Origin of the sequence: Streptomyces sp. NPDC001513 (assembly GCF_042894695.1) — a bacterium.
Lineage (GTDB): Bacteria > Actinomycetota > Actinomycetes > Streptomycetales > Streptomycetaceae > Streptomyces.
This window is the reverse complement of the sequence record NZ_JBIAVU010000009.1, coordinates 142,388-168,085: the sequence shown is the minus strand read 5'-3', so window position 1 is coordinate 168,085 and position 25,698 is coordinate 142,388. Positions and strand designations below refer to the sequence as shown.

Annotated in this window: 28 protein-coding genes; 16 read left to right on the top strand and 12 right to left on the bottom strand. The window is 72.4% G+C overall.

Features of this window, described 5'->3' with window-relative positions:
- Positions 1 to 117: 117 nt before the first annotated feature.
- Entirely contained in the window at positions 118 to 1,113 is a 996-nt protein-coding gene (locus ACFYZ4_RS21420) for a hypothetical protein (protein WP_384352379.1), read from the bottom strand.
- 86 nt (positions 1,114 to 1,199) lie between these two features.
- Here ACFYZ4_RS21420 and dapE point away from each other — a divergent pair, with 86 nt between their 5' ends.
- On the top strand, positions 1,200 to 2,279 hold the full coding sequence (dapE, locus tag ACFYZ4_RS21415) for a succinyl-diaminopimelate desuccinylase (RefSeq protein WP_351589918.1): 1,080 nt from the start codon (positions 1,200 to 1,202) through the stop codon (positions 2,277 to 2,279).
- A 64-nt stretch (positions 2,280 to 2,343) separates the two neighbouring features.
- Positions 2,344 to 3,102 carry a TIGR00730 family Rossman fold protein gene (locus ACFYZ4_RS21410; RefSeq protein ID WP_351294167.1) on the top strand — a complete coding sequence of 253 codons (759 nt, stop codon included), beginning with the start codon at positions 2,344 to 2,346 and terminating at the stop codon, positions 3,100 to 3,102.
- A 212-nt stretch (positions 3,103 to 3,314) separates the two neighbouring features.
- On the opposite strand, the gene folP is transcribed toward ACFYZ4_RS21410, so the two are convergent.
- Entirely contained in the window at positions 3,315 to 4,175 is an 861-nt protein-coding gene (folP, locus tag ACFYZ4_RS21405) for a dihydropteroate synthase (protein ID WP_390784565.1), read from the bottom strand.
- A gap of 76 nt (positions 4,176 to 4,251) precedes the next feature.
- Here folP and ACFYZ4_RS21400 point away from each other — a divergent pair, with 76 nt between their 5' ends.
- Both ACFYZ4_RS21400 and ACFYZ4_RS21395 read left to right on the top strand, forming a co-directional pair.
- Entirely contained in the window at positions 4,252 to 4,608 is a 357-nt protein-coding gene (locus ACFYZ4_RS21400) for a DivIVA domain-containing protein (RefSeq protein ID WP_351589923.1), read from the top strand.
- The gene (locus tag ACFYZ4_RS21395) at positions 4,605 to 5,183 is read left to right on the top strand and encodes a DNA-3-methyladenine glycosylase I (RefSeq protein WP_351294175.1); all 579 of its coding nucleotides are present in this window, start codon (positions 4,605 to 4,607) and stop codon (positions 5,181 to 5,183) included. Before ACFYZ4_RS21400 ends, ACFYZ4_RS21395 begins: the two co-directional genes overlap by 4 nt.
- Positions 5,184 to 5,582: 399 nt before the next feature.
- On the opposite strand, the gene ACFYZ4_RS21390 is transcribed toward ACFYZ4_RS21395, so the two are convergent.
- Positions 5,583 to 6,386, bottom strand: coding sequence for an enoyl-CoA hydratase-related protein (locus ACFYZ4_RS21390; RefSeq protein WP_351294178.1), 804 nt, complete (start codon positions 6,384 to 6,386; stop codon positions 5,583 to 5,585).
- A 333-nt stretch (positions 6,387 to 6,719) separates the two neighbouring features.
- Here ACFYZ4_RS21390 and ACFYZ4_RS21385 point away from each other — a divergent pair, with 333 nt between their 5' ends.
- Both ACFYZ4_RS21385 and ACFYZ4_RS21380 read left to right on the top strand, forming a co-directional pair.
- A complete protein-coding gene (locus ACFYZ4_RS21385) occupies positions 6,720 to 6,887 on the top strand; it encodes a DUF3117 domain-containing protein (RefSeq protein WP_003966491.1) in 168 nt (55 codons plus the stop codon).
- A 120-nt stretch (positions 6,888 to 7,007) separates the two neighbouring features.
- Positions 7,008 to 7,625, top strand: coding sequence for a hypothetical protein (locus ACFYZ4_RS21380; RefSeq protein ID WP_351294181.1), 618 nt, complete (start codon positions 7,008 to 7,010; stop codon positions 7,623 to 7,625).
- 26 nt (positions 7,626 to 7,651) lie between these two features.
- Here the strand turns inward: ACFYZ4_RS21380 and ACFYZ4_RS21375 are convergent, their stop codons facing one another.
- A complete protein-coding gene (locus ACFYZ4_RS21375) occupies positions 7,652 to 8,314 on the bottom strand; it encodes an O-methyltransferase (RefSeq protein WP_030710037.1) in 663 nt (220 codons plus the stop codon).
- Positions 8,315 to 8,492: 178 nt separating this feature from the next.
- Between ACFYZ4_RS21375 and sigE the strand changes: the two genes are divergently transcribed.
- The 5 genes from sigE to ACFYZ4_RS21350 all read left to right on the top strand — a co-directional run bounded on the left by sigE (position 8,493) and on the right by ACFYZ4_RS21350 (position 12,782).
- Entirely contained in the window at positions 8,493 to 9,272 is a 780-nt protein-coding gene (gene sigE, locus ACFYZ4_RS21370; protein ID WP_351294185.1) for an RNA polymerase sigma factor SigE, read from the top strand.
- Positions 9,269 to 9,928 (top strand): zf-HC2 domain-containing protein, encoded by a 660-nt coding sequence (locus ACFYZ4_RS21365; protein ID WP_351294188.1) that lies wholly within the window; start codon positions 9,269 to 9,271, stop codon positions 9,926 to 9,928. Before sigE ends, ACFYZ4_RS21365 begins: the two co-directional genes overlap by 4 nt.
- A 54-nt stretch (positions 9,929 to 9,982) precedes the next feature.
- Complete coding sequence (locus tag ACFYZ4_RS21360) at positions 9,983 to 11,344, top strand: trypsin-like peptidase domain-containing protein (RefSeq protein ID WP_390784564.1); 1,362 nt, start codon at positions 9,983 to 9,985, stop codon at positions 11,342 to 11,344.
- 118 nt (positions 11,345 to 11,462) lie between these two features.
- Positions 11,463 to 11,909, top strand: a complete 447-nt coding sequence (locus ACFYZ4_RS21355; protein WP_351294194.1) for a sec-independent translocase — start codon at positions 11,463 to 11,465, stop codon at positions 11,907 to 11,909.
- Positions 11,910 to 12,050: 141 nt separating this feature from the next.
- The gene (locus ACFYZ4_RS21350; RefSeq protein ID WP_351294197.1) at positions 12,051 to 12,782 is read left to right on the top strand and encodes a hypothetical protein; all 732 of its coding nucleotides are present in this window, start codon (positions 12,051 to 12,053) and stop codon (positions 12,780 to 12,782) included.
- Positions 12,783 to 12,859: 77 nt separating this feature from the next.
- Here the strand turns inward: ACFYZ4_RS21350 and ACFYZ4_RS21345 are convergent, their stop codons facing one another.
- From ACFYZ4_RS21345 to ACFYZ4_RS21335, 3 genes are all read right to left on the bottom strand, one after another.
- The gene (locus ACFYZ4_RS21345; RefSeq protein WP_351596451.1) at positions 12,860 to 14,020 is read right to left on the bottom strand and encodes an Mrp/NBP35 family ATP-binding protein; all 1,161 of its coding nucleotides are present in this window, start codon (positions 14,018 to 14,020) and stop codon (positions 12,860 to 12,862) included.
- A gap of 43 nt (positions 14,021 to 14,063) precedes the next feature.
- Complete coding sequence (locus ACFYZ4_RS21340; protein ID WP_384350362.1) at positions 14,064 to 14,636, bottom strand: DUF1003 domain-containing protein; 573 nt, start codon at positions 14,634 to 14,636, stop codon at positions 14,064 to 14,066.
- 106 nt (positions 14,637 to 14,742) lie between these two features.
- On the bottom strand, positions 14,743 to 16,014 hold the full coding sequence (locus tag ACFYZ4_RS21335) for a magnesium transporter MgtE N-terminal domain-containing protein (protein ID WP_351294202.1): 1,272 nt from the start codon (positions 16,012 to 16,014) through the stop codon (positions 14,743 to 14,745).
- Positions 16,015 to 16,213: 199 nt separating this feature from the next.
- Here ACFYZ4_RS21335 and ACFYZ4_RS21330 point away from each other — a divergent pair, with 199 nt between their 5' ends.
- Positions 16,214 to 17,005, top strand: a complete 792-nt coding sequence (locus ACFYZ4_RS21330; protein ID WP_351294204.1) for a hypothetical protein — start codon at positions 16,214 to 16,216, stop codon at positions 17,003 to 17,005.
- Between the two features lie 95 nt (positions 17,006 to 17,100).
- On the opposite strand, the gene ACFYZ4_RS21325 is transcribed toward ACFYZ4_RS21330, so the two are convergent.
- Together ACFYZ4_RS21325 and ACFYZ4_RS21320 are read right to left on the bottom strand one after the other, a co-directional pair.
- On the bottom strand, positions 17,101 to 17,616 hold the full coding sequence (locus ACFYZ4_RS21325; protein ID WP_351294207.1) for a hypothetical protein: 516 nt from the start codon (positions 17,614 to 17,616) through the stop codon (positions 17,101 to 17,103).
- A gap of 31 nt (positions 17,617 to 17,647) precedes the next feature.
- Positions 17,648 to 18,763 carry a magnesium and cobalt transport protein CorA gene (locus ACFYZ4_RS21320; protein WP_351294210.1) on the bottom strand — a complete coding sequence of 372 codons (1,116 nt, stop codon included), beginning with the start codon at positions 18,761 to 18,763 and terminating at the stop codon, positions 17,648 to 17,650.
- A 373-nt stretch (positions 18,764 to 19,136) separates the two neighbouring features.
- On the opposite strand from ACFYZ4_RS21320, the gene ACFYZ4_RS21315 reads away from it, so the two are divergent.
- The 4 genes from ACFYZ4_RS21315 to ACFYZ4_RS21300 all read left to right on the top strand — a co-directional run bounded on the left by ACFYZ4_RS21315 (position 19,137) and on the right by ACFYZ4_RS21300 (position 22,057).
- Positions 19,137 to 19,721: a suppressor of fused domain protein gene (locus tag ACFYZ4_RS21315; RefSeq protein WP_351294213.1), complete on the top strand. Its 585-nt coding sequence runs from the start codon at positions 19,137 to 19,139 to the stop codon at positions 19,719 to 19,721.
- A gap of 60 nt (positions 19,722 to 19,781) precedes the next feature.
- Entirely contained in the window at positions 19,782 to 20,426 is a 645-nt protein-coding gene (locus tag ACFYZ4_RS21310) for a DUF6758 family protein (protein ID WP_351294216.1), read from the top strand.
- An 89-nt stretch (positions 20,427 to 20,515) separates the two neighbouring features.
- Positions 20,516 to 21,379, top strand: a complete 864-nt coding sequence (locus tag ACFYZ4_RS21305; protein WP_390784563.1) for a PHP domain-containing protein — start codon at positions 20,516 to 20,518, stop codon at positions 21,377 to 21,379.
- Positions 21,380 to 21,451: 72 nt separating this feature from the next.
- Positions 21,452 to 22,057: a MarC family protein gene (locus tag ACFYZ4_RS21300; RefSeq protein ID WP_351294222.1), complete on the top strand. Its 606-nt coding sequence runs from the start codon at positions 21,452 to 21,454 to the stop codon at positions 22,055 to 22,057.
- 72 nt (positions 22,058 to 22,129) lie between these two features.
- On the opposite strand, the gene ACFYZ4_RS21295 is transcribed toward ACFYZ4_RS21300, so the two are convergent.
- The 3 genes from ACFYZ4_RS21295 to ACFYZ4_RS21285 form a co-directional block, all read right to left on the bottom strand.
- Entirely contained in the window at positions 22,130 to 22,282 is a 153-nt protein-coding gene (locus ACFYZ4_RS21295; protein WP_199808063.1) for a hypothetical protein, read from the bottom strand.
- 100 nt (positions 22,283 to 22,382) lie between these two features.
- Positions 22,383 to 23,237 carry an alpha/beta fold hydrolase gene (locus ACFYZ4_RS21290; RefSeq protein ID WP_390784562.1) on the bottom strand — a complete coding sequence of 285 codons (855 nt, stop codon included), beginning with the start codon at positions 23,235 to 23,237 and terminating at the stop codon, positions 22,383 to 22,385.
- A gap of 135 nt (positions 23,238 to 23,372) precedes the next feature.
- Positions 23,373 to 25,418 (bottom strand): DEAD/DEAH box helicase, encoded by a 2,046-nt coding sequence (locus ACFYZ4_RS21285; RefSeq protein ID WP_390784561.1) that lies wholly within the window; start codon positions 25,416 to 25,418, stop codon positions 23,373 to 23,375.
- Positions 25,419 to 25,698: the final 280 nt, after the last annotated feature.

Genomic DNA, 25,698 nt, shown 5'->3' with positions numbered 1-25,698 from the left:
CGGGCCGACCAGGGCTTCCGTCCGCCCCGGGGGCCGGGGCCCGCCGAACGGATCACCCTCGCAGGAGTGATCACTCGTACGCGCGGCCGAGAGTCCGACCCGGCGTGTCGGGCCGGGTCAGCGGGCCATGAAGATGCGTACCTCGCCCAGGTTCGAGTTGCGGGGATCCCCGTCGCCGTCCTTCGCTCCCGTGCCACCCTTGTGCTGCCACTGCCCCCGGGCCTGGCCCCCGATCCAGGCGCTCAGGCCGTAGGACACCCGGGAGATGCCCATGTCCTTCGCGTTGGCCACGGCCCAGTAGGCCATCGCCCGGCTGCGGCGCACGGCGGCCTCACCGCCGTCCTTCTTCTCCGTCAGGGTGACCTCGACCTCCGGGCCGTCCTTGCCCTCGACGCTGATCCGGCCGGCCTGGCCGGACCGGCCCGCGTCGCCGATCCGGGGGGGAATGGTGTGCAGGCCGTCCTCGCCGAAGATCCGGATCATCTCGCTCCGTACCTTCTCCGGGTCGCCCGGCCCGGCGGGCTTGGGGCCGCCGCACTCCAGGATGCCGTCGCCGCCGAAGGCGGCCGTCAGCACGGTCGCGTCCGGCTCGTGCTTCGCGTACGCCTGCGGGAACCCGCTGCGCTGCACCTTCTGCGCGGCCACCGTCAGCGGCAGCCGCGAGTACCCCGGCACGTCGACGAGGTGGTCGTAGAAGATGCCGGCCGAGTAGACCGGGTCCCTGATCTGCTCCGGCGTGCCCCAGCCCATCGAGGGCCGCTGCTGGAAGAGGCCCAGCGAGTCACGGTCGCCGTGGTCGAGGTTGCGCAGCGCGGACTCCTGCATGGCCGTCGCCAGGGCGATGGTCACCGCCCGGTCCGGCAGGCCCTTCGCCACGCCGACCGCGGCTATCGTCGCCGCGTTCGCCGCCTGCTCCGGGGACATTTCGTACGATTCAGAGGTTCCGTCGTAGTTCCCCGAGTACACCCTGGCCGTGCAGTACGGGGCGCCGCCACCGCCGTTCGAGGCGCGCTGCACGGCGAAGTAGCCGACCACCGCGAGGAGAACGAGCAGACCGACGGCCGCGCGCAGCGGCCGGCGGCGGCGAGGACGGGGAACACGGTTCTCGGACACGCGGCCCACCGTACTTGAGGCATATGACGCGTCCACCGGCCGGACGGCGAGGCCCTGCCCCAGTCCGGGGCGTTAGGGTCAGTTCCATGTCCGAATCCGAGCTGGACCTCACCCTGGACGCCGCCGAGCTGACCGCCCGGCTGGTCGACATTCCGTCCGTGAGCGGCGACGAGAAGGTACTCGCCGACCTCGTGGAAGACGCGCTGCGCGGCCTGCCGCACCTCACGGTGGACCGCTTCGGCAACAACGTCGTCGCCCGCACGCACCTCGGCCGCGCCGAACGCGTCGTGCTCGCCGGCCACCTCGACACCGTGCCGATCGCCGACAACGTCCCGTCCCGCCTCGACGAGAACGACGTCCTGTGGGGCTGCGGCACCACCGACATGAAGTCCGGTGTCGCCGTACAGCTGCGCATCGCCGCGACCGTGCCCGAGCCGAACCGGGACCTCACCTTCGTCTTCTACGACCAGGAGGAGGTCGCCGCGGACCTCAACGGCCTGGGCAAGGTCGCCGAGGCCCACCCCGACTGGCTGACGGGCGACTTCGCGGTGCTGCTGGAACCCTCGAACGCCGAGGTCGAGGGCGGCTGTCAGGGCACCCTGCGCGTCCTGCTGCGCACCTCCGGCGAGCGCGCCCACTCCGCCCGCAGCTGGATGGGCTCCAACGCCATCCACTCGGCGGGCCCGATCCTGAGCCGGCTCGCGGCGTACGAACCGCGCAGGCCGGTCATCGACGGCCTGGAGTACCACGAGGGCCTCAACGCGGTGCGCATCGAGGGCGGCGTCGCCAACAACGTCATCCCCGACGCGTGCACCGTGACGGTCAACTTCCGCTATGCCCCCGACCGCACCGAGGCCGAGGCACTGGCCCACGTACGGGAGGTGTTCGCGGACTGCGACATCGCCGAGTTCGTCGTCGACGACTCCTCGGGCGGCGCCCTCCCCGGGCTCTCGCACCCGGCGGCCGCGGCCTTCATGGAGGCGGTCGGCGGCCGCGCCATGCCGAAGTTCGGCTGGACGGACGTCTCCCGCTTCAGCGCGCTGGGCGTCCCGGCGGTCAACTACGGCCCGGGAGACGCCCTGCTGGCCCACAAGGTCGACGAGCGGGTCGAGACGAAGGCGATCCTGCACTGCGAGGAACGACTCCGCGCCTGGCTGACCGCCTGAATTCCGCTTCCCGTCACCTTTGTGCGCCTACCCTGATCCAACGATCAGCAGGAGGGAGCACATCATGGGCAACCCCGAAAGTTCCGCTCGTCGTCGGCCCGAGGAGCAGCAGCTCGGGCCGGTGCTGAGGAGGCGGAGCCAGGTGCAGGCGGGCAGTACGACGGACCAGCGGCTGCTGGACTCCGCCGGGCCCTCCGAGTGGGTGCACACCGATCCCTGGCGGGTCCTGCGCATCCAGTCGGAGTTCATCGAGGGCTTCGGCACGCTCGCCGAGCTGCCGCCCGCGATCAGCGTGTTCGGATCGGCCCGCACCGCGGCGGGCACGCCCGAGTACGAGGCGGGCGTACGGATCGGCAGCGCGCTGGTCGACGCCGGCTTCGCGGTGATCACCGGAGGCGGTCCGGGAGCGATGGAGGCGGCCAACAAGGGCGCCCGCGAGGCCAACGGCATCTCGGTCGGCCTCGGCATCGAGCTCCCGTTCGAGCAGGGGCTCAACCAGCACGTCGATCTCGGGCTGAACTTCCGGTACTTCTTCGTCCGCAAGACGATGTTCGTGAAGTACAGCCAGGGCTTCGTCGTCCTGCCGGGCGGCCTGGGCACGCTGGACGAGCTGTTCGAGGCGCTGACCCTGGTCCAGACCCAGAAGATCACCCGCTTCCCGATCGTGCTGTTCGGCACGGAGTACTGGAGCGGCCTCATCGACTGGCTGAAGAACACGGTGATCGCCCAGGGCAAGGCCTCGGAGAAGGACCTCTACCTGTTCCACGTCACGGACGACGTGGACGAGGCGATCGCGCTCGTGACGAAGGAAGTCGGCAAGTAGCCTGCGGCTCGCCCGGCCGGCTGCGGGGCTGCGGCCGGGCCCGCCCGGCTGCCCCCGCCCCGCGTGGGCACGGGCCGCCGGGTCCGGGCGCGCGCCGGGGTACCTCCTCGGGCACCGAACGTTTCCAGGGGTCGGAGAGCGCGGCGGGGTTGTGTTCGGCGCCCTGCGGGGGCACCCCGCCGCACACCCGACCCCGGCTGCGGGGCCGGCCCTCAGGCCAGGCCGCGGCGGGCGACGGCCGGGGGGCGGTGGCCCTGGATCGAGCGGACCATTTCGAGGATCTGGCGGGTCTCGGCGACCTCGTGGACGCGGTAGACCTGGGCGCCCAGCCAGGCCGAGACGGCCGTCGTGGCCAGGGTGCCCAGCAGGCGTTCCTTGACCGGCTTGTCGAGGGTCTCGCCGACGAAGTCCTTGTTGGACAGCGAGACGAGGACCGGCCAGCCCGTCGCCGTCATCTCGTCCAGCCGGCGCGTGGCCTCCAGCGAGTGGCGGGTGTTCTTCCCGAAGTCGTGGCCCGGGTCGATCATGATCGCGTCCCGGCGGACGCCGAGCGCGGCGGCCCGTTCGGCGAGGCCGACCGTGACCCGCAGGATGTCCTCCATCACGTCCTCGTACGCGATCCGGTGCGGCCGGGTGCGCGGCTCGACCCCGCCCGCGTGGGTGCAGACGAGGCCGACGTCGTAGCGCGCCGCGACCTTCGCCAGCTTGGGGTCCACCCCGCCCCACGCGTCGTTCAGCAGGTCCGCCCCGGCCTCGCACACGGCCTCGCCGACCTCGTGCCGCCAGGTGTCCACGCTGATCACCACGTCCGGGAAACGGCGCCGGACCTCGGCCACGAAGCCGACCGTGCGCCGCGCCTCCTCGGCCGCGTCCACGTGCTCGCCCGGGCCCGCCTTGACCCCGCCGATGTCGATGATCGCGGCGCCCTCGGCGACCGCCTGCTCGACCCGGTCCAGCGCCGGCTCGTCGCGGAACGTCGCGCCCTGGTCGTAGAAGGAGTCCGGCGTCCGGTTCACGATGGCCATGATCACCGGCTCGTGGGTGTCGAACTCGCGCCTGCCCAGTCGCAGCATCCTGCTCTTTCCTCCTTCGGCGGCCCTCGCGCCTCGCCTGCGACCTTAACCTGGTGGCCGGAGTCTCTCAGGGGAGTTGATCGTGTTCTTCTTCTTGATGATCGCGCTGGTCGTGGTCGTGGCGGCGGTCACCCTGGCCGTGATCGGGGGCGGCTCGGAGGCCGTCCTGCCGGAAGCGGAGCCGGACCGGGTGGCGGACGGGCTGCCGGAGACCCGGCCCGTCGTACGGGCGGACATCGACGCGCTCCGGCTGCCCGTCGCGCCGCGCGGCTACCGGATGGCCGAGGTGGACGACGTACTGGAACGGCTCGCGGCGGAACTGGCCGAGCGGGACGCGCGGATCGCGCAGCTGACCGCGGCGGCGGCCGGCCCCGCCGCCGCCCCGGCGGACGTGACCGACCGGGTGGACCTCGGCAAGGGCGGTGAGCGGTGAGCGGCGTGCTGGCCGGAGCGGACGGGCTGCTGCGCTGCCCGTGGGCGCTGTCCACGGAGGACTACGTCGCCTACCACGACACCGAGTGGGGGCGTTCGGTCCACGGCGACGACGCCCTGTACGAACGGCTGTGCCTGGAGGCCTTCCAGTCGGGGCTGTCCTGGATCACGATCCTGCGGCGCCGCGAGGGCTTCCGTACGGCCTTCTCCGACTTCAAGATCGCGGCGGTCGCGGAGTTCGACGAGCGGGACGCGGAGCGGCTGCTGGCCGACGAGGGGATCATCCGCAACCGGGCCAAGATCGAGGCGACCCTCGCCAACGCGAAGGTCCTGGCCGGGTGGGAGCCGGGCGAGCTGGACACCCTGATCTGGTCCCACGTCCCGGAGGAGCCCGGCCCCGCGCCGCGGACGGTCACCGAGGTGCCGGCCATCACCCCGGAGTCCACGGCCCTCTCCAAGGCCCTGAAGAAGGCCGGCATCCGCTTCGTCGGCCCCACCACGGCCTACGCCCTGATGCAGGCCTGCGGGCTCGTCAACGACCACTTGGCGGACTGCGCCTCCCGCGACTTGGCGTAGCCCTGGCCGGGCTTCGTGTGGGGTCCGGTTGTGCCGGGGCCGGGCGCGCGCCGGGGCGTCTCCTCGGACGCCGAACGTGGCGAGGGGTCGGAGAGCTCGGCCCCGAGGCGTTCGGCGCCCTGCGGGGATCACCCCGGCACACACCCGACCCCGGCCCAACCGGCCCGGCTGCTACTCCAGCCCCTGCGGCCTTGCCCCCCGCCGCACCATCCAGCTTGGCCGCGCAAATTCAGCCTCGCCGGCGTTTGAGGCGCGGGTTCGGGCGGCGCCCGGCGGGGTGCGGGGCGGAGCCCCGGTCTTTGAGGCGCACCAGCGAGCCGTGCCGCACCACTCCGACCCCGCCGCGCTACTCCAGCCTCGCCGGCGTTTGAGGCGCGGGGCGGCGGCCCGGGCGGGAGGCTAGCGGCCCAGGTACTGCGGCGGCTGCTTCGCCAGGAAGGACTGGACGGCGATGCCGTGGTCCTCGGAGGCCCCCGCACGGGTCTGGAGGACGTCCTCGTGGGCCAGGGCGTCCGCGAGGGAGTGGGAGGCCCCGTAGGCCAGGGACTCCTTCAGCGCGGCGTACGCGACCGTGGGGCCCGCGGCGAGGGTGCGGGCCACGGCCTCGGCCTCGGCGTGCAGCGACTCCGCCGGCACCAGCCGGTTCGCGATGCCGAGCTCGTACGCCTCCTGGGCCTTGACCGACCGCGGGAAGAGCAGCAGGTCCGAGGCGCGGGAGCCGCCGATCAGGCGGGGGAGGGTCCACGAGACCCCGGAGTCGGCCGTCAGCGCCACCCCGGCGAACGAGGTGTTGAAGGAGGCGGTGTCGGCGACCACCCGGAAGTCCGCCGCCAGCGCGAAGCCGAAGCCCGCCCCGGCCGCGACGCCGTTCACCCCGGCCACGACCGGCTTCGGCATCCCGGTGAGCGCCCGCACGATCGGGTTGTAGTGCTCCTTGACCGTGGACATGGTCAGCGAGGTGCCGCTCTCGCGGTCCGAGGCGAGGTTCCCGACGTGTTCCTTGAGGTCCTGGCCCACGCAGAAGGCCCGGTCGCCGGCCGCGGTCAGCAGGACGGCCCGTACCGCCGTGTCCCCGGCCGCGGCCTCGACCGCGTCGCGCAGGGCGACCTTGGCCTCGGTGTTCATCGCGTTCATCGCGTCCGGACGGTTGATCGTGATGGTCGCGAGTCCGTCGGTCACTTCGTAGAGCACGCTGTCGGCCATGGCAGGGGGTCCCCCTTCGTCGCGGGCTTGGCTACCGGCCGGTACCGGCCGGTGCAAGGGCCAGCATGGCGGACCGGACGCGGCGCGCACATGTGATGTGCGTCAAAGAAAGCCGGAGCCGTTCCCGCGGTGCGGCGGCGAAGTATCGCAGGCGGGTCCCCGAAATGAGTGGTTTTGGCCGAGCGCGTTGCACAAGCGTTCCCGGGCGATGTTGGTCATCGGGTCCTGACATGCGGGATAATGGCTGGGAAGCAATGTGTTCGATGCCGGGTATTAGGCGCCTGAATGGGGCCGTCGGCTGACGATGAGCTGGTTTCAGGAAGGGGAACGAGCATGGCGGCCATGAAGCCGCGGACGGGCGACGGCCCGCTCGAGGTCACCAAGGAGGGGCGGGGCATCGTCATGCGCGTACCGCTCGAGGGCGGCGGTCGGCTTGTCGTCGAGCTGACCCCCGATGAGGCGGACGCCCTGGGTGACGCCCTGAAGAAGGTCGTCGGCTGACCCCCCAAGGACGCTGACAGCACTTCCGCCTTCTGCATTCTCTGCGCTGCCCCGACCGCGATCAGCGGCCGGGGCAGCGTTGTGTCGTGTTCGAGGACAGATCCCCTCCGGAGCCCCGCCGTGACCTTCTCGCCGCCCGCGCCGCCCGCCTTCGCCGACTGCAGCCCCCGCCAGAAGGCGGCCCGGGTCCTCTCCGACGTGCTGGCGCCGGCGAACCTGGTGGTGGCCCTGCTCCTGCTGATCGGCTGGCACAGCACCACCTCGTGGACCGGGCTCGGCTGGGGCCTGCTCGGCGCCCTGTTCTGCGGCGTGGTCCCGATCGGCATCATCGTCCTCGGCGTGCGCCGCGGGGCGCTGACCGACCAGCACATACGGGTGCGGCGGCAGCGGATCGTCCCGATGGGCCTGAGCCTGCTCTCCGTCGTCGCCGGGATCACCCTGCTGCACGTCCTCGGCGCACCCCGGGAGGTCTTCGCGCTCGTCGTCGCGATGCTCGTGGGGCTGGTCTCGTCCCTGCTGGTCACGGTCGGCTGGCAGATATCCGTCCACATGTCGGTGGCCGGCGGCACGGTGATGATCCTGGCGCTCGTCTTCGGCCCGCCGGTGCTCCCCGCGGCCCTGATCGCCGCCGCCGTCGGCTGGTCCCGGCTGGTGCTGAGGGCGCACACCCTCGCCCAGCTGCTCGCCGGCACCGCCCTGGGCGGCACGGCCGCGCTCACCTTCGCCCTGCTGAGCTGACCGTACGGGGGCCGGGCGCCCGGGGCTCAGCGCCGCACGGCGCAGAGCAGCCCGTCGCCCACCGGCAGCAGCGCGGCCTCCAGGGCCGGGCTCTCCCGGACGCTGCGCAGCAGCTCGCGGACGCGCAGCACCTCCACCGGCTGGGCCGCGGAGTCGACCGTACGGCCGTCGGAGAAGACCCCTTCGAAGCACACCAGCCCGCCGGGGCGCAGCAGCCGCAACGATTCGGCGAGGTAGTCGAGGGACTCGGTGGGGTCCCCGTCGCAGAAGACGAGGTCGTACCCGCCGTCGGCGAGCCGGGGCAGGACGTCGAGGGCGCGGCCGGGGATGAAGCGGGCGCGGTTGCCCGCGAAGCCGGCGGCGCGGAAGGCCTGGCGTGCGAAGGCCTGCCGGTCCGGCTCGGGATCCACCGTGGTCAGCACCCCGTCGGGGCGCATGCCGTGCAGGAGGTGGATGCCGGAGACGCCCGTTCCGGTGCCGATCTCGGCGACCGCTTTGGCGTCCGCGGTGGCGGCCAGCAGGCGCAGCGCGGCCCCGGTGCCGGGGGAGACGGAGCGCAGGCCCGCTTCCCTGGACCGGTCGCGGGCCCATCGCAGAGCGTCGTCCTCGGCGACAAACGCGTCGGCGAACGCCCAGCTCGTCTGCCGGTTGCCGGTAATGACCCTCTCCTGTCCCCATAGTTGGCGCAACGGTGACTGTATCCGCTGACGTCGGGAACCCGCAGATGGGACCGGGCGTTGTGCAGGGTGGATGCGGGATCAGAAGGGACGGTGCCGGGCAGATCGACGGCCGGGGCCGCTCCGGGACCTAAATCCCACGTAAAGATACTGCAAAAACGCTTATCCGGAGCTGACAGAGGGGGTGGCTATGGTAGGGACTCCACTGGACACCACCAGAGCCGACAGGGGAGGTGCGGCTGCGCCTGTGGATCGTAGGGGCGTACTGAGACGCCTCTTCTGGTCGGCGGGTGAGCCGAAATCCGTGACCTACATTGCTGACCGCTTCCACACCGCCGACGCCGCGACCACCGCGACCTTTGCCGCCGATGCGGGCTCCCAGGCGTGGACCCCTCCTTCGTGGGAGGAGATCGTCAGCACGCACAGCGCGCGGGTCTACCGCCTTGCCTACCGTCTGACGGGTAACCAGCACGACGCCGAGGACCTGACCCAAGAGGTCTTCGTTCGCGTCTTCCGCTCGCTCTCCACGTACACGCCCGGCACCTTCGAGGGCTGGCTCCACCGCATCACGACGAACCTGTTCCTGGACATGGTGCGCCGCAAGCAGCGGATCCGCTTCGACGCGCTCGGCGACGACGCCGCCGAGCGGCTGCCGAGCCGTGAGCCGTCCCCGCAGCAGGTGCTGCACGACACCCACTTCGACGCGGACGTCCAGCAGGCGCTGGACACCCTCGCGCCCGAGTTCCGCGCGGCCGTGGTGCTGTGCGACATCGAGGGCCTGTCGTACGAGGAGATCGCCGCCACGCTCGGCGTGAAGCTCGGCACCGTGCGCAGCCGTATCCACCGGGGCCGTTCGCACCTGCGCAAGGCGCTCAAGCACCGGTCTCCCGAGGCCCGTGCCGAGCAGCGCGCCCTGGCGGGCGTGGCGATGGGCGCCCCCGGTGCCGGGGGAGAGGGCGGAGCCGAGTGAGCGAAGTCAGTCCGTCTCCTGCCGAACAGCACCTGGGCGACCGGCTTGCCGCCCTGGTGGACGGGGAGCTGAAGCACGACGCACGGGAGCGGGTCCTGGCCCACCTGGCGACGTGCGCCAAGTGCAAGGCCGAGGCCGATGCCCAGCGCCGCCTGAAGACCATGTTCGTGGAGAGCGCGCCCCCGCCGCTGTCCGCGGGACTGCTGGCGCGGCTGCAGGGGCTCCCCGGCAGCGGCCCCGACGGCCCCACCGGCCCGCCCGGCGGTCCGCAGGGTCCGACGGCGGCCGGCCCCTTCGACGCGTTCGCGTACGGGCTGCCCCCGGCCGCCCGCCCGCAGCAGCAGGGCTTCCGCATACACGAGGTGGGCCGGCCGCGCCGCCGGTTCGCCTTCGTCGCCGCCGGAGCCGTGTCACTGGCCGCGCTCGCCCTGGGCGGTGCGCTGCCGCAGGAGGGCCTGGACCCGAACGTCCGGGGGGATTCCCCCGCGCCCGCCTCCAGGACGGGCCCCGCCCTCCCGGTGGCCGACGCGTCGGTCCGTGAGCGCATGCCCACGCCCGCGGCCGTACCGACCCTCCTGTCGACCGCCGCGACCCCCCTGCCGCCCGTGCACCCCACCCCTGCGATCCCCGCGCGTCCGGTCTCCCTGCTGCGCTGACCTCGGAGCTGGTTGAATCAGCTCCACATGCGCATAGGTACGCGGGGAGCGCCGATGGCCGACAGGCAGCAGACCGATCCGGCTCCACAGTGGTGGAGCCGGCCCGAGGGCACGGCTGACGGCCGCCCCGACGCAGTGCCCGCCCCGCGGCCCGGAGCCGGGGACGAGGCGGCGCAGGGGGCGTGGCAGGAGCCCGGCCCCGAGGACCGCGTCCCGGCCGCCCGTGAGGCCGGCCAGGACGGCGCGCCGCCGGCCCGCGAGGTGCGCTACGACCCCTGGGGCGAGCAGCCGCTCCAGGTCGTGGACCGCGGCCTGGACCGGCGCGGCTTCCGGCTGTGGCAGGTGGCGGCCCTCAGCGCCGGAACCGCCCTCCTCGCCGGCGGGATCGGCGGCTACGTCGGCGTCCTCGCCGAACGGCAGAGCAGCACCCGGCTGGAGCTCCCCCAGGCCGCCGTCGCCGACAAGGGCCGGGCGCCCGAGAGCGTGGCCGGGATCGCGGCCACCGCGCTCCCCGGAGTGGTCACCCTGCACGTGCGGGGCGAGAAGGGCAGCGGCACGGGCACCGGCTTCGTCCTCGACGAGCAGGGCCACATCCTGACCAACAACCACGTGGTCGCCGACTCCAAGGAGATAGCGGTCACCTTCAGCACCGGCGAGAGCGTCACCGCCGAGCTGGTCGGCCGCGACTCCGGGTACGACCTGGCCGTGGTCAAGGTCAGCGGCGTACGGGGCCTGCGGCCGCTGAGCCTGGGGAACTCCGAGAACGTGAAGGTCGGCGACCCGGTGGTGGCCATCGGCGCGCCCTTCGACCTCTCCAACACCGTCACCGCCGGCATCATCAGCGCCACCGGCCGGCCCGTCACCGCGGGCGGCGACAAGGGCGACGGAAGCGACATCAGCTACGTCGACGCGCTGCAGACCGACGCCCCGATCAACCCCGGCAACTCCGGCGGCCCCCTCCTCGACGCCAGGGCCCACGTGGTCGGCATCAACAGCGCCATCCGCGGCGCCGACAAGGACGACCCCAGCCGCCAGGGCGGCTCCATCGGGCTCGGCTTCGCCATCCCCATCAACCAGGGCAAGCGCGTCGCCGAGGAACTCATCCGCACCGGCCGCGCCACGCACCCCGTCATCGGGGTCACCCTCGACATGGACTACACGGGCGACGGAGCCCGGGTCGGGGACAAGGGCGAGGACGGCAAGCCGTCCGTGGTCGCCGACGGGCCGGGCGCACGCGCCGGGATCAAGGCCGGCGACGTGATCACCAAGGTGGACGGCCAGCGGGTCCGGGGCGGTGACGAGCTGATCATCAAGATCCGGGCGCACCGCCCGGGCGATCCGCTCACCCTCACCGTGCTGCGCGAGGGCCGCGAACGCACGCTGCAGGTGGTCCTCGGATCGGCGAACGGATCATGAGCGGGGGGTGACGGGCGGGTGAAAGCGTCACGGAGGCCGCACACAGGTATGGGTGTGTGGACAAGGCCGGGTACCGTGTGTTCGGGCCCGAAGTGATAGAGAGCCGAGGAGCGGCAAGGTGTTCAACGACATAGGCGCACTCGAACTTGTCACGATCGTGGTGCTCGGCATCCTCGTCTTCGGCCCGGAGAAGCTGCCCAAGGTCATTCAGGACGTGACGGGCTTCATCCGGAAGATCCGTGCGTTCTCGGACAGTGCGAAGCAGGACATCCGCTCCGAACTCGGCCCGGAATTCAAGGACTTCGAGTTCGAGGACCTGAATCCGAAGACGTTCATCCGCAAGCAGCTGACCGAGAACGAGGACCTCAAGGACCTCCGCAGCAGCTTCGACCTCCGCAAGGAGCTGAACGACGTCGCCGACGCCGTGAACGGCGACGAGGCCACCCCCGCGGCGGCCTCCTCGTCGGCTGCCGCCACGCCCATCGGCACGGGCCCCGATCTGCTCAAGAAGCCCGTCTCCCCGGCCCCGGAACAGCGTTCGCGCTTCGACGCCGACGCCACGTGACACGCGGCCTGCCCGGCGTTTCGCGGTCGGGTGGCTATCCTCCATCTGTTGTCCGGACCCAGGACGCCCGAGGGAGGGGGTCCCCCCAGCCCAGCGAGGGGGAGGGCCGTTCCGGACCCCACGGAACGAGAGGCCGCTCAGATGGAGACGACGAGCAGTAGCCGGGTCGGGGCGCAGACCGCCGAGGCACCCGCCACCGCCGCCGCACCCGCGCAGGAACCGCAGACCGACGCGCAGACCGACACACAGCCGCAGGAGGCCGCCGCACCGGTGCCGGCCGCCCGGCGGACGGCCGAGGGCTTCCTGGCCGCAGACTTCCCCTGGTACGGGCTGGACGGGGCCTTCACCGGCCCCCGCCGGCTGATGCAGGTCGGCACCGCCGCCGACGGGACCGTGGAGCACGGCTCCACCGGTCACGGCGACGAGCCCTCCGCCCGGGGCGAGATCGCCACCGGCGAGAAGGAACGCTTCGCGGTGGTCATCACCGTGGCGAGCAACCCGCTGCGCCGCAGCGGCGACGGCACCGGCGTCCTGGAGGCCACCTCGGTCTCCTCGGCGGCCTGGCTGGCCGGCTCCGGGCTGCTGGCCTACAGCTGGCCCGGACAGATGGACCACTCCCTGCGCGACGACTGGCTCGACCAGCAGACCGAGGCCGCGTGGGAGCTCGCGGACGACCTCGCCGGCGGTGACTGGTCGACGCTGTCGCTGCCGGTGGACGGGGAGCCGACGCCGTTCCACTACCGCGAGTCCGAGTTCGGGTGGGTGCTGGCCGGGTCCACAGGGAGCGGCGTCCACCTGGGTGCCTACGGGCGCGGGATGAGCGCGTACGGGCTCGGCTTCTCGGCGATCGCGGACCTCGGTACGTACGAGTAGGCAGGCGGGTACGGAAAGGGCACCGCCGGCCGGCGGTGCCCTTCGTGCTGTGCGGCCCGGTGCGCGGGCCGTGCCTGCTAGAACTTGTTCCGCGGGGTGATGCCCAGGGACATGCCCGAGAGGCCGCGGGAGCGGCCGCCGAGCTTGCCGGCGATCGCGCGCAGGGCCGCGCCGGCCGGGGAGTCCGGGTCGGACAGGACGACGGGCCTGCCCTCGTCGCCGCCCTCGCGCAGGCGCACGTCGATCGGGATCGAGCCCAGCACCGGCACCGAGGCGCCGACCGTCTTGGTCAGCCCGTCGGCGACCCTCTGGCCACCGCCCGAGCCGAAGACGTCCACCATCTCGTCGCAGTGCGGGCACGGCAGGCCCGACATGTTCTCGACGACGCCGACGATCTTCTGGTGGGTCTGTACGGCGATCGAGCCGGCCCGCTCCGCGACCTCGGCCGCGGCCTGCTGCGGGGTGGTGACGACGAGGATCTCGGCGTTCGGCACGAGCTGGGCCACCGAGATCGCGATGTCGCCGGTGCCCGGCGGCAGGTCCAGCAGCAGGACGTCCAGGTCGCCCCAGAACACGTCCGCCAGGAACTGCTGAAGCGCGCGGTGCAGCATCGGTCCGCGCCACACCACCGGGGCGTTGCCCGGGGTGAACATGCCGATGGAGATGACCTTCACGCCGTGCGCCGACGGCGGCATGATCATGTTCTCGACCTGGGTCGGGCGGCCCTCGACACCGAGCATGCGCGGCACGCTGTGGCCGTAGATGTCCGCGTCGACCACGCCGACCTTCAGGCCGTCCGCCGCCATCGCCGCGGCCAGGTTGACGGTGACCGAGGACTTGCCGACGCCGCCCTTGCCGGACGCGACCGCGTACACGCGGGTCAGCGAGCCCGGCTTGGCGAAGGGCACCTCGCGCTCGGCGGTGCCGCCGCGCAGGGTGGCCGCCAGGTCCTTGCGCTGCTCGTCGCTCATCACGTCGAGGGAGACGGCGACGGAGGTGACGCCCGCGACCTTCTCGACGGCCTCGGTGACGTTCTTCGTGATGGTCTCGCGCATGGGGCAGCCCGACACCGTGAGGTAGACCGTGACGGCGACCGCGCCACCGTCACCGATCTCCACCGATTTGACCATGCCGAGCTCGGTGATCGGCCGGTGGATCTCGGGGTCGTTCACCGTCGCCAGAGCGTCCAGGATCGCGTCCTGCTCAGGTACGGCGGCGGAGCTTGTGTCGGTAGCCATGTACCCGATGGTACGGCTCGGTAGCAGGCCGCAGGTAAGCCTGTCAGCGGTCGCCTTCATCACGTTCGGAGGGGAATAGACGCCGCTCGTCCATCTCCTTGATCAGGTCCTGGAACTCGGATCTGATCCAGTCGCGCGTGGCGACCTCGCCCAGACCCATCCGCAGGGCCGCGATCTCGCGGGTCAGGTACTCCGTGTCCGCGATGGACCGCTCGTTCTGCTTGCGGTCCTGCTCCAGGTTGACCCGGTCGCGGTCGTCCTGCCGGTTCTGCGCGAGCAGGATCAGCGGAGCGGCGTAGGAGGCCTGGAGCGACAGCATCAGCGTCAGGAAGATGAACGGGTACTCGTCGAACCGCAGGTCGTCCGGCGCGAAGATGTTCCACAGCACCCACACGATGATGACCAGGGTCATCCAGACGATGAACCGGCCCGTGCCGAGGAACCGCGCCACCCGCTCCGACAGCCGCCCGAAGGCCTCCGGGTCGTATTCGGGCAGCAGCGAGCGGCGCGGGGCGCGCGGCAGGTCCAGGCGCACCCGCGACCGGGTCAGCGCGCTCGACCCGGTCGACGTGGCGGCCTTGGCCCGCTCCGCCCGGTCGCCGGCCTCCACCGACAGCCCGTACTCGCGGGCCTGCAGCCGTGCCTGTTCGCGCCGCTCCCGGATCTGCTCGCGGCGCCGCTCACGGGCCTGCTCGCCGCGACCCCGGTCGAAGCGCCCCTTCTCACTGGCCACCCACGGCCTCCTCGGAATGGAATTCCGTCTCCCGCCAGTCGTCCGGCAGCAGGTGGTCCAGCACGTCGTCGACCGTCACCGCGCCCAGCAGCGAGCCGCTCTCGTCGACCACCGGCACCGCCACCATGTTGTAGGCGGCCAGGTGCGTGGTCACCGCGGGCAGCGAGGCGTCCGGCCGCAGCGGCGGCAGGTCCGTGTCCACGATCGAACTGACCAGCGTGAACGGCGGGTCCCGCAGCAGCCGCTGGAAGTGCACCGTGCCCAGGTACTTGCCCGTGGGCGTCTCGTCCGGCGGCCGGCACACGTACACCTGCGCCGCCAGCGCCGGCGACAGGTCCGCCTGCCGTACGCGGGCCAGCGCGTCCGCGACCGTCGCGTCCGGCCGCAGCACGATCGGCTCGGTGGTCATCAGACCGCCCGCGGTGTTCTCCTCGTACGACAGCAGGCGGCGCACGTCGGCCGCGTCGTCCGGCTGCATCAGCGTCAGCAGCCGCTCCTTGTCGTCCTCCGGCAGCTCGGACAGCAGGTCGGCCGCGTCGTCCGGGTCCATCGCCTCCAGGACGTCGGCGGCGCGCTCCTCCTTCAGCTTGCCGAGGATCTCCACCTGCTCGTCCTCCGGCAGCTCCTCCAGCACGTCCGCGAGCCGGTCGTCGTCGAGGGCGTTCGCCACCTCGGCGCGCCGCTTCGGCGTCAGGTGGTGCAGGACGTTCGCCACGTCGGCCGGGCGCATCTGCTCGAAGGTGGCGACCAGGTTCTCGGCGCCCTGCCCGTGCTCCTCCAGCGAGAAGCCCGTCACCGCCGACCACTCCACCGTCAGCGTCTCGCCGCGCCGGCGCAACGCCCCCGACTTGCCCTTCCGCACGAAGATCCGGTCGATCTCCCAGTCCCGCCGGGCCGGCAACTGCTGGATGGCCACGTCCAGGACGGTGACCTCCTCGCCGCTGCCGACCACCGTCACCCGGCGGTCCAGCAGCTCGCCCAGGACCAGCCGCTCGGTGGGGCGCTGCTCGAAGCGCCGCATGTTGACGACACCGGTGGTGATGACCTGGCCGGACTCCACGCCCGTGACGCGCGTCATCGGCAGGAAGATCCGGCGCCGGCTGACCACCTCGACCACCAGACCCAGCAGCCGGGGCGGGCGGCCCCCGACGCGCAGCATCGCGACCAGATCGCGGACGCGCCCGACCTGGTCGCCGTTGGGGTCGAAGACGGGCACACCCGACAGATGCGAGACGAAGATCCGCGGGGCGCCTGCAACCATCCGAGCGCCTCCTAGAGCGTCCACCAACAGTCCTATCGGCCCTCAGGCTAGCCCGTGCCGCGGGCAAGCGTCCTGGTGGGCGCTCCGCCCGGGGCCCGGCGGGGTCCGCCCCCGTCACGCGGGGCGCGGTCGCGGACGGCGGCGTACGGGCGGGTACGCTGCCTGCTGCTCGCAGACGACCGACGAGAGGCACCCGCACGTGACCGCCTACTTCCCTGCCGCGCGGCTGCGCCGGGCCGCCTTCATCGGTGTGCTGTGCGCGGGCCTCGCCGTCACCGGTACGGGCTGTGGGGAGGACCCCGACGAGGGCACGAACGGTGTGGGCAAGCTCTCCGCCGACAAGATCGAGGAGAAGGCGAAGGAGGCCGCCACGGGGGCCGACTCGGTCCACCTGTCCGGCACGCTGGTGAGCGGCGGCAAGTCCTTCACCCTCGACATGAAGCTGAAGTCCGACGGCGGCTCCGGCGAGGTGAAGTCCAAGGACGACACCTTCCAGCTGCTGCGCGTGGGCGAGCAGCTGTACCTGAAGGCGAGCGCGGCGTTCTGGGGGCAGTCCGACTCGGCCGGCAAGCTCGGCGACAAGTACGTGAAGGTGCCCGAGGGCGACCCCTCGTACAAGCAGTTCCGCGGGTTCACCGACATGGACGTCCTGCTGGACGGGCTGCTCGGCCTGGAGGGCAAGCTCGCCAAGGGCTCCTACACGAAGGTCGGGCACACCCGCGCGGTCCAGGTCACCGCGGACGCGGGCAAGGGCGGCAAGCTCTCGGTATCGCTGGAGGGGACCCCGTACCCGCTGCTCATGGAGCGCGCCGGCGGCGCCGGCCGGGTGGAACTGGCGGAGTGGGGCAAGCCGTTCCAGCTGGACCCGCCCGCGCAGGACCAGACGGTCGACTACGGCACGCAGCTGCCGACGACGAAGGACCAGAGCGGCGAGCCCGCCCCGGCCCCCTCCAAGGGCTCCGGGCAGGGCGCCAATCCGACCAAACCTTGACCCGCCCTCGGGAGGAAACGATCCCGGTGACCCCGCCGAGCCCTGAGGAGCCGGCGGACCCCTCCGGCGGAGAGTGACGGGGCGGAAGAGATGGCCTAGCCGCGGGCGGCCTTCTTGCGCTTCAGCAGGAGCTTCGGGAGGCCCGCCGGGATCGGCTTGCGCGTGGTCGCCGGGGAGCCCAGCGGGGCCGCGGCCAGCGACCCGGCCGGCAGCTCCGCCCGTACCGACTCCGGCTCCAGCCGCAGCAGCCGGCACTCCCGGGCCCACCGCTCCGTCATGTCCTCGGAGTCGGGCGCGTTCAGCCGCTTGCCCTTGAGCTCGGCCACCGCCGCCGCCCACTCCTCGCCGCGCGGCGGGAGCTCGCGCACGGTCGCCGTCCAGGCCACCAGCCGGCCGCCCTTGTCCTTGCTCCGCACGGTCACCTCGGCGGACGCGCCGTCCGCCAGCCCCGGGAACGGCTGCTCACCGGGCCCGTCGCCCACGACGTGGGCCGCGCCGTCCACCCAGGCGTGCCACAGGGCGCGGTCCGCCCCGGCGCCGCGGACCCAGATCAGGCCGGACTTCTTCGTGGCCTCCTCGACGAGGGCCAGGTCGAGCGTGCTGAGAGTCATGCGGACAGGGTAGGGGGTGCCCCCGCCCGCCCTACAGCCAGCCGTGGCGGCGCAGCGCGCGGTGGATGGTGAAGCAGATCCCGACGATCGTGACCATCACCATCGGGTAGCCGTACTTCCACTGGAGCTCGGGCATGTGCTCGAAGTTCATCCCGTACACCCCGCAGATCATCGTCGGCACGGCGATGATCGCCGCCCACGATGTGATCTTGCGCATGTCCTCGTTCTGGGCGACCGTCGCCTGCGCGAGGTTGGCCTGCAGGATCGAGTTCAGCAGCTCGTCGAAGCCCACCACCTGCTCGTGCACCCGCGCCAAGTGGTCGGCCACGTCCCGGAAGTACTTCTGGATGTCCGGGTCCACCAGCCGCATCGGCCGCTCGCTCAGCAGCTCCATCGGGCGCAGCAGCGGCGAGACCGCCCGCTTGAACTCCAGCACCTCGCGCTTGAGCTGGTAGATGCGGCCCGCGTCGCCGCCGCGCGTACTGCCCTTGGCGGGGGCGGCGAAGACGTCGCTCTCCACCTCGTCGATGTCGTCCTGTACCGCCGCCGCGACCGCGATGTACCCGTCGACGACGTGGTCGGCGATGGAGTGCAGGACCGACGAGGGGCCCTTGGCGAGGAGGTCGGGGTCGTCCTGGAGCCGGTGCCGAAGCCCCTTGAGGGAACCCTGGCCGCCGTGCCGCACGGTGATGACGAAGTCGGGGCCCGTGAAGCACATCACCTCGCCGGTCTCCACGACCTCGCTGGTGGCGGTCAGTTCCGCGTGCTCGACGTAGTGGATCGTCTTGAAGACGGTGAAGAGCGTGTCGTCGTAGCGCTCCAGCTTCGGCCGCTGGTGGGCGTGGACCGCGTCCTCCACGGCCAGCGGGTGCAGTCCGAAGGTGGCGGCGATCCCCGCGAACTCGGCCTCGGTCGGCTCGTGCAGGCCGATCCAGGCGAAGCCGCCGTCCTCGCGGACGCGGCGGATCGCCTCACGTGGCGTCAGGCACGCCGGCCCCAGCATGCGCCGGCCGTCGCGGTACACGGCGCAGTCGACCACCGCGCTGCTCGCCGACGGGTCACGCGTGGTGTCGTAGCCGGGCTGGGCGGGGGTGGACTTGCGCAGCGACGGGCGGACGGCCGCACGCAGGTAGGGCAGCATCGACATGGCAGGCTCCTTCGACGCACGGCTGCGGACCGTACGGGTGGGAGACCCTCCACGACCGCGGGCGGCGGGCCCGGGGCTCGGGGGAGGGAACAGGACGGGAGGACAAAGTTCTGCCGTCGCTCTTCTACTGATCGGAAGATCAAACGGGGCGGGAAGCGTCCGTCACAGAAGCGGAAGAGCGATTGGTACTGCACGATCGACTTCGATCCATTGCAGCCCCACCTCCTCCGGCCGGTCCCCCGTGGGGGAGGTCCTGTCTCCGGGGTGCCAGGCATGCTTCGGCATGCGGCCCCGAACAGCTGTCAACACTATCAGCCGACGGATGGTCAAGGCCCGCCCTTTACCCGCCTGATACGAGTTCTATGCTCGCTCCATGGCAGAAATTCTGGCTCTCGTCGAGGCCCGGCTGCGCAGCGCGCTCGGTGAACCCGACGCCCGCGCCGCCGTCACCTTCCTGGGCACCGACCGCATCGAGGTACTCCGTTTCGCCGAGGGCGACCTCGTGCGGTACGCGACCCTCGGGATGTCCGCGCACCCGATGACCGATCCGACCGCCGTGGTCGCCGACCCCGTACGGGGCCCGCGCGCCGAGCTGGTGCTGACCGTACGGGGAGGGCTGGCGCCCACCGACAGACTGCTCAGGCCGCTCGCGGTACTGGCCGCGTCCCCGCAGGTCGAGGGGCTCGTCGTGGCTCCTGGGGCCTCGCTGGACGTGGGTGATCCGCTCTGGGACGGGGCCCCCTTCAGCTCCGTCCTCGTGGCGGAACCGGGCGGTCTGGTGGAGGACCTGGAGCTCGACGAGCCCATGGATCCGGTGCAGTTCCTGCCGCTGCTGCCCATGACGGCGAACGAGGCCGCGTGGAAGCGGGTGCACGGGGCGGCCGCGCTCCAGGAACGCTGGCTCGCGCGCGGGACGGACCTGCGGGACCCTTTGCGTAGCGCCGTCGCGCTGGACTGACGGCCCGGACGGGTGACCGTGCCTTGACTGGCGGCCGGGCGGGGAGGAGCGTGGCTTCCTATGAGGGGTGAACCAAGTTGCCCGAAGTGCGGTGGCCGGGTCAGGGCGCCCGGACTCTTCTCCGACTCCTGGCAGTGTGCGCTGCACGGCGCCGTCCACCCCCTCCAGCCCGTCATCCCGCCCAGTGTCGAAGGCCTGGGCGTGGTGGTGCACCGGTCCCGGGTGCCGGCGTGGATGCCGTGGCCGCTGCCGGTGGGGTGGCTGTTCACCGGGATCGCGTCCGCCGGTGACGACCGCAGCGGCGGCCGGGCGACGGCCGTGGCCTGTTCGGGCCCCGGCCCGCTGGGCGGCATCGGCGAGCTGGTGCTCGTCGCCGAGGAACTGGGCGTGGGACTCGGCTCGCGGTACGCGGGCATCGACGGGCCCGACCCCGGCCCCTACATCAACGTCTCGTCACCGCCCCACACCAAGGTCGTCGCCGCGGGCCGCCCGACCCCGCTGTGGCACCTGAACGGAGCCCCCGACGACCGGGCCGTCTTCGCGGGGGAGGCGAGGGGCCTGTGGCTCTGGGCCATCGTCTGGCCGGAGCAGTCCGGCCTCCTCATGTACGACGAGCTCGTCCTCACCGACCTCCGCGACGCGGGAGCGGAGGTCGAGCTCCTTCCTTGTGGGGCCCTGAGTCCCCGCATCCTGGGCCCGGCGTAGGCCGTCCCCGGATCCTTACGGGGCGAATCGGGACCTCCGGCCCGGTTATCCTGGAGTGCCCCCACCCGTACGACCCCTGGAGCTCGGCTGTGCGCATCGACCTGCACGCCCACTCCACGGCATCCGACGGTACGGACACCCCCGCCGAGCTGGTGCGCCATGCAGCCGCCGCGGGACTGGACGTGGTCGCGCTGACCGACCACGACACCGTGGGCGGATACGGGGAGGCCCTCGCGGCCCTTCCCACCGGACTGACCCTCGTGACCGGGGCGGAGCTGTCCTGCCGGCTCGACGGGATCGGCGTGCACATGCTCGCGTACCTCTTCGATCCCGAGGAGCCCGAGCTGGCCCGCGAGCGGGAACTCGTCCGCGACGACCGCACCCCCCGGGCCCGGACCATGGTCGACAAGCTGCGGGCGCTCGGCGTCGACGTCACCTGGGAGCAGGTGGCGCGGATCGCCGGTGACGGCTCGGTCGGACGGCCGCACGTCGCCACCGCCCTGGTCGAGCTGGGCGTCGTACCCACCGTCTCGGACGCGTTCACGCCCGACTGGCTCGCCGACGGCGGCCGCGCGTACGCCGAGAAGCACGAGCTCGACCCCTTCGACGCCATCCGCCTGGTCAAGGCGGCCGGCGGCGTCACCGTCTTCGCGCACCCCGCCGCCGTCAAGCGCGGCCGGTGCGTGCCCGAGTCCGCGATAGCCGAGCTGGCGGCCGCGGGCCTGGACGGCATCGAGGTGGACCACATGGACCACGACGCCGGCACCCGCGCGCGACTGCGCGGCCTGGCGGGCGACCTCGGACTGCTGACCACCGGGTCCAGCGACTACCACGGCAGCCGCAAGACCTGCCGCCTCGGGGAGTACACGACCGACCCCGAGATCTACGGCGAGATCACGCGCCGTGCGACCGGAGCCTTCCCCGTGCCCGGCGCCGGCGGACGCGAGCGCTGACCGGCCCCTCGCGGCCCGCTCCACCCGTCCCACCTTTTTTCGCGACACCCCTCTCTCCTGCAAGGCATCACTGTGTTTGATTTCGCCGTCTTCGGATCCCTTTTTCTCACGCTTTTTGTGATTATGGACCCCCCGGGGATCACGCCGATCTTCCTCGCCCTCACCTCCGGCCGCCCCGTCAAGGTGCAGCGCCGCATGGCCTGGCAGGCCGTGTGCGTGGCCTTCGGTGTCATCGCCGTCTTCGGCATCTGCGGTCAGCAGATCCTGGACTACCTGCACGTCTCCGTCCCGGCGCTGATGATCGCCGGTGGTCTGCTGCTCCTGCTCATCGCGCTGGACCTGCTCACCGGCAAGACCGACGAGCCGAAGCAGACCAAGGACGTGAACGTGGCCCTGGTGCCGCTGGGCATGCCGCTGCTCGCCGGGCCCGGTGCGATCGTCTCGGTGATCCTGGCCGTGCAGAAGGCGGACGGGGCCGTCGGCCAGGTCTCCGTCTGGGCCGCCATCATCGCGATGCACGTCGTGCTGTGGATCACCATGCGCTACTCGCTGGTGATCATCCGGGTCATCAAGGACGGCGGCGTCGTCCTCGTGACGCGGCTCGCCGGCATGATGCTCTCGGCGATCGCCGTCCAGCAGATCATCAACGGCGTGCTCCAGGTCGTACACGGCGCCTGACCCGGCGGCCCCGCGCATGCGAACGCCCCCGCACCGGATCGGTGCGGGGGCGGATACGTTCTCGTGCGAGCGTCAGATGGACGCACTCTCGGCCGGTCGGATCAGAATGCGCTGGCCGACGGCTGCGGCCTGCTGCACGATCCGGTTGACGGAGGCCGCGTCCACGACGGTGCTGTCCACGGCGGATCCGTCGACATCGTCCAGGCGCAGAATCTCGAAGCGCATGGGGCTTCTCCCTTCGTCAGTGTTCTCCTTGCACAGGGTTCAACGAAGTGTAGGCCGCAATCATTCCCTACGCTAAGGAAATTTTTTCACTGGCTAAGTACTAGCCGGTGCAGACGTCCCAGAAGGCGGCCAGCGCGGCGGCCGTGACGGCCGGATCCTCGGCGTTCGGGGAGTGCCCCGTCCCGGGGACGACCACCCGCTCGGCGCCGAGGCGCCGGGCCATCTCGTCCAGCAGCGGTACCGGCCACGCGTCGTCGACGGCGCCCGACAGGACCAGCTTCGGCAGCCCGGTGCGGCCCAGCTCCTCCACCCGGTCGGGCTCGGAGATCAGCACCCGGCCCGTCACGATCAACTGCTCGGGAACGGTCGCCACCCACCGCCCCCGCAGGAACTCCGCCAGCTCGGCGGAGTCCGCGGCCGCGTCCTGCGGGTCGTAGGCGCGCATCGCCGCCCAGATGGCGGGCATGTCCCCGCCCATCGCCTCCAGCGCCGCCACCAGCAGCTTCGTACGCGCCTGCTGCTCCTCGGCGATCGCGGCGGGCCCGCTGCTCAGCAGGGTGAGCGAGGCGAAGGGCGAGGGGTCGCGGAGCACCGCGGCGCGCGAGATCAGCCCGCCGAGCGAGTGCCCGACCAGGTGCACGCGGTCCGATCCCAGGGCGCGGACCTGCGCGAGCACGTCCTGCGCCAGCTCTTCCAGGGCGTACGGAGCCTCCTCGCGCGGGCCCGGGCTCTCGTACTGGCCGCGCCCGTCGACGGCGACCACCCGGTACCCGGCGGCGGCCAGCGGCTCCAGGAGGCCGATGAAGTCCTCCTTGCTGCCCGTGAAACCGGGGACCAGCAGGGCGGTGCCGCGGACGGGCTCACCGGCCTCGTGCACGGCGAACCCGCCGCGCTCGGTGGTGAGGAGGTACGCGCGGGCGGCGGAGGGCAGGGTCAGGCGCGGCGGCTTGCTCATGGGCCCGAGGTTACCGGCCCGTAGATTCCGGGCGCAGCCTCCCCCGGACGACCCCCGGGAGACCCTCCCCGGGTACGCCGACGGCCCCGGCCCCCTCGGAAGGGGGACGGGGCCGTCGGTGCGGTGCCGGGGTGCCTACGCCTCCGGGGCGGCCGCGACCTTGCGGGTGCGGGTGCGCTTCGGCTTGACCGGTGCCTCCTCGGCCACGGCGGCGGCCTCGGCGACCGGAGCGGCCTCGGCGACCTTGCGCGTACGGGTCCGCTTCGGCTTGGCCGGAGCCTCCTCCGCCACGGCCACCGCGACGGCCTCGGCGACCGGAGCCGCCTCCGCGACCTTGCGGGTCCGGGTGCGCTTCGGCTTGACCGGCGCCTCCTCGGCCACGACGGCGACCTCGGCGACCGGGGTCACCGGGGCGGCCGCGACCTTGCGGGTGCGCCGCGCCTTGACCGGCTCGACCGGCGGGGCCATCTGGAAGTCCGGCTCGGGGGCGCTCGCCACGATCTTGCGCGGGCGGCGCGCCCGGACGGGCGCGGGCTCGACGGGAGCCGCCATCTGGAAGTCCGGCTCCGGGGCGCTCTCCACGACCTTGCGGACGCGGGCGCGCCGCGGCCTGGCCGGGGCCTCCTCGGCGACCGGGGTCACCGCGGCCACGGGAGCCTCGACCACGGGGGCCTCGACCACGGCGGCCGGAGCGGCCTCCACGGCCTGGGGGGTCTCCACGGCCTGGGCCGGAACCGCACCCACGCGGGTGCGGCGGCGGCGCGGCCGGCGCGGCTCGTCGGCGGCCGGAGCGGCCGGCGCGTCCACCACGGGGGTGACGGCGGCGGCCTCGGCGCCCTCGGCGAACTCCGCACCACCACGGGTGCGACGGCGCTGACGCGGCGTACGGGTGCGCGCGGGGCGCTCCTCGGTCGCCACGGCGGCAGCGGCCGGACCGGAGCGCCCGCCACGGCCACCGCGGCCGCCGGTCTCGCCCAGGTCCTCAAGGTTCTCGGCCTTCAGGCCGGCCCGCGTGCGCTCGGCGCGCGGCAGGGTGCCCTTGGTGCCGGCCGGGATGTTCATCTGCTCGTACAGGTGCGGGGACGTGGAGTACGTCTCCACCGGGTCGTGGAAGTCCAGCTCCAGCGCCTTGTTGATCAGCTGCCAGCGCGGGATGTCGTCCCAGTCGACCAGGGTGACGGCGATGCCCTTCTTGCCCGCGCGGCCGGTGCGGCCCACGCGGTGCAGGAAGGTCTTCTCGTCCTCGGGCGTCTGGTAGTTGATGACGTGGGTCACGCCCTCGACGTCGATGCCGCGGGCGGCGACGTCGGTGCAGACCAACACGTCGACCTTGCCGTTGCGGAAGGCGCGCAGCGCCTGCTCGCGGGCGCCCTGGCCGAGGTCGCCGTGAACGGCGCCGGAGGCGAAGCCGCGCTTCTCCAGCTGCTCGGCGATGTCGGCCGCCGTGCGCTTGGTGCGGCAGAAGATCATGGCGAGCCCGCGGCCTTCGGCCTGCAGGATGCGGGAGACGAGCTCCGGCTTGTCCATGTTGTGCGCGCGGAAGACGTGCTGCGTGGTGTTGGCGACGGTCGCGCCCTCGCCGTCCTCGGACACGGCGCGGATGTGCGTCGGCTGGGTCATGTACCGGCGGGCCAGTCCGATGACCGCGCCCGGCATGGTCGCCGAGAACAGCATCGTCTGACGCTTGGGCGGCAGGTAGCTCATGATCCGCTCGACGTCGGGCAGGAAGCCCAGGTCGAGCATCTCGTCGGCCTCGTCCAGGACCAGGGCCCGGACGTGCGACAGGTCGAGCTTCTTCTGACCGGCCAGGTCGAGCAGGCGGCCCGGGGTGCCGACGATGATGTCGACGCCCTTCTTGAGCGCCTCGACCTGGGGCTCGTACGCGCGGCCGCCGTATATGGCGAGGACGCGGACGTTGCGGACCTTGCCCGCGGTCAGGAGGTCGTTGGTGACCTGGGTGCAGAGCTCGCGGGTGGGAACCACCACGAGGGCCTGCGGGGCGTCGGTGAGCTGGTCGGGCCTGGCCCGGCCGGCCTCGACGTCCGCGGGGACGGTGACCCGCTCCAGCAGGGGAAGGCCGAAGCCCAGCGTCTTGCCGGTACCGGTCTTCGCCTGGCCGATGACGTCCGTGCCGGAAAGGGCGACGGGAAGGGTCATCTCCTGGATGGGGAAGGGGGACACGATGCCGACGGCCTCAAGGGCCTCGGCCGTCTCGGGAAGGATCCCGAGGTCTCGGAACGTAGTCAGGGTGCTGCCTCTTCTGTGAGACGCGGCGCGAGGCGGCGAGGGGGGTCGTACCGTGCTGTGCTTGCAGTACTGCTGCGTACGAAGCTGCGCGGGACCACGAGCCATCGCTCAGGCGCTTTATGCCGCTGAGGGGGCCCCTCGTGGGAGGCGGTACGCATGAACGTACGCACCACACCGAGGGCGGTCGGTTGGAGCCGATCGGGCCACCGACCGG

Bases quoted from the DNA above. Each gene is read 5' to 3' on its own strand.
- dapE (WP_351589918.1), top strand. From the start codon at position 1,200: ATGTCCGAATCCGAGCTGGACCTCACCCTGGACGCCGCCGAGCTGACC.
- ACFYZ4_RS21410 (WP_351294167.1), top strand. From the start codon at position 2,344: ATGGGCAACCCCGAAAGTTCCGCTCGTCGTCGGCCCGAGGAGCAGCAG.
- folP (WP_390784565.1), bottom strand. From the start codon at position 4,175: ATGCTGCGACTGGGCAGGCGCGAGTTCGACACCCACGAGCCGGTGATC.
- ACFYZ4_RS21390 (WP_351294178.1), bottom strand. From the start codon at position 6,386: ATGGCCGACAGCGTGCTCTACGAAGTGACCGACGGACTCGCGACCATC.
- ACFYZ4_RS21385 (WP_003966491.1), top strand. From the start codon at position 6,720: ATGGCGGCCATGAAGCCGCGGACGGGCGACGGCCCGCTCGAGGTCACC.
- sigE (WP_351294185.1), top strand. From the start codon at position 8,493: ATGGTAGGGACTCCACTGGACACCACCAGAGCCGACAGGGGAGGTGCG.
- ACFYZ4_RS21360 (WP_390784564.1), top strand. From the start codon at position 9,983: ATGGCCGACAGGCAGCAGACCGATCCGGCTCCACAGTGGTGGAGCCGG.
- ACFYZ4_RS21350 (WP_351294197.1), top strand. From the start codon at position 12,051: ATGGAGACGACGAGCAGTAGCCGGGTCGGGGCGCAGACCGCCGAGGCA.
- ACFYZ4_RS21345 (WP_351596451.1), bottom strand. From the start codon at position 14,020: ATGGCTACCGACACAAGCTCCGCCGCCGTACCTGAGCAGGACGCGATC.
- ACFYZ4_RS21335 (WP_351294202.1), bottom strand. From the start codon at position 16,014: ATGGTTGCAGGCGCCCCGCGGATCTTCGTCTCGCATCTGTCGGGTGTG.
- ACFYZ4_RS21325 (WP_351294207.1), bottom strand. From the start codon at position 17,616: ATGACTCTCAGCACGCTCGACCTGGCCCTCGTCGAGGAGGCCACGAAG.
- ACFYZ4_RS21320 (WP_351294210.1), bottom strand. From the start codon at position 18,763: ATGTCGATGCTGCCCTACCTGCGTGCGGCCGTCCGCCCGTCGCTGCGC.
- ACFYZ4_RS21315 (WP_351294213.1), top strand. From the start codon at position 19,137: ATGGCAGAAATTCTGGCTCTCGTCGAGGCCCGGCTGCGCAGCGCGCTC.
- ACFYZ4_RS21310 (WP_351294216.1), top strand. From the start codon at position 19,782: ATGAGGGGTGAACCAAGTTGCCCGAAGTGCGGTGGCCGGGTCAGGGCG.
- ACFYZ4_RS21295 (WP_199808063.1), bottom strand. From the start codon at position 22,282: ATGCGCTTCGAGATTCTGCGCCTGGACGATGTCGACGGATCCGCCGTG.
- ACFYZ4_RS21290 (WP_390784562.1), bottom strand. From the start codon at position 23,237: ATGAGCAAGCCGCCGCGCCTGACCCTGCCCTCCGCCGCCCGCGCGTAC.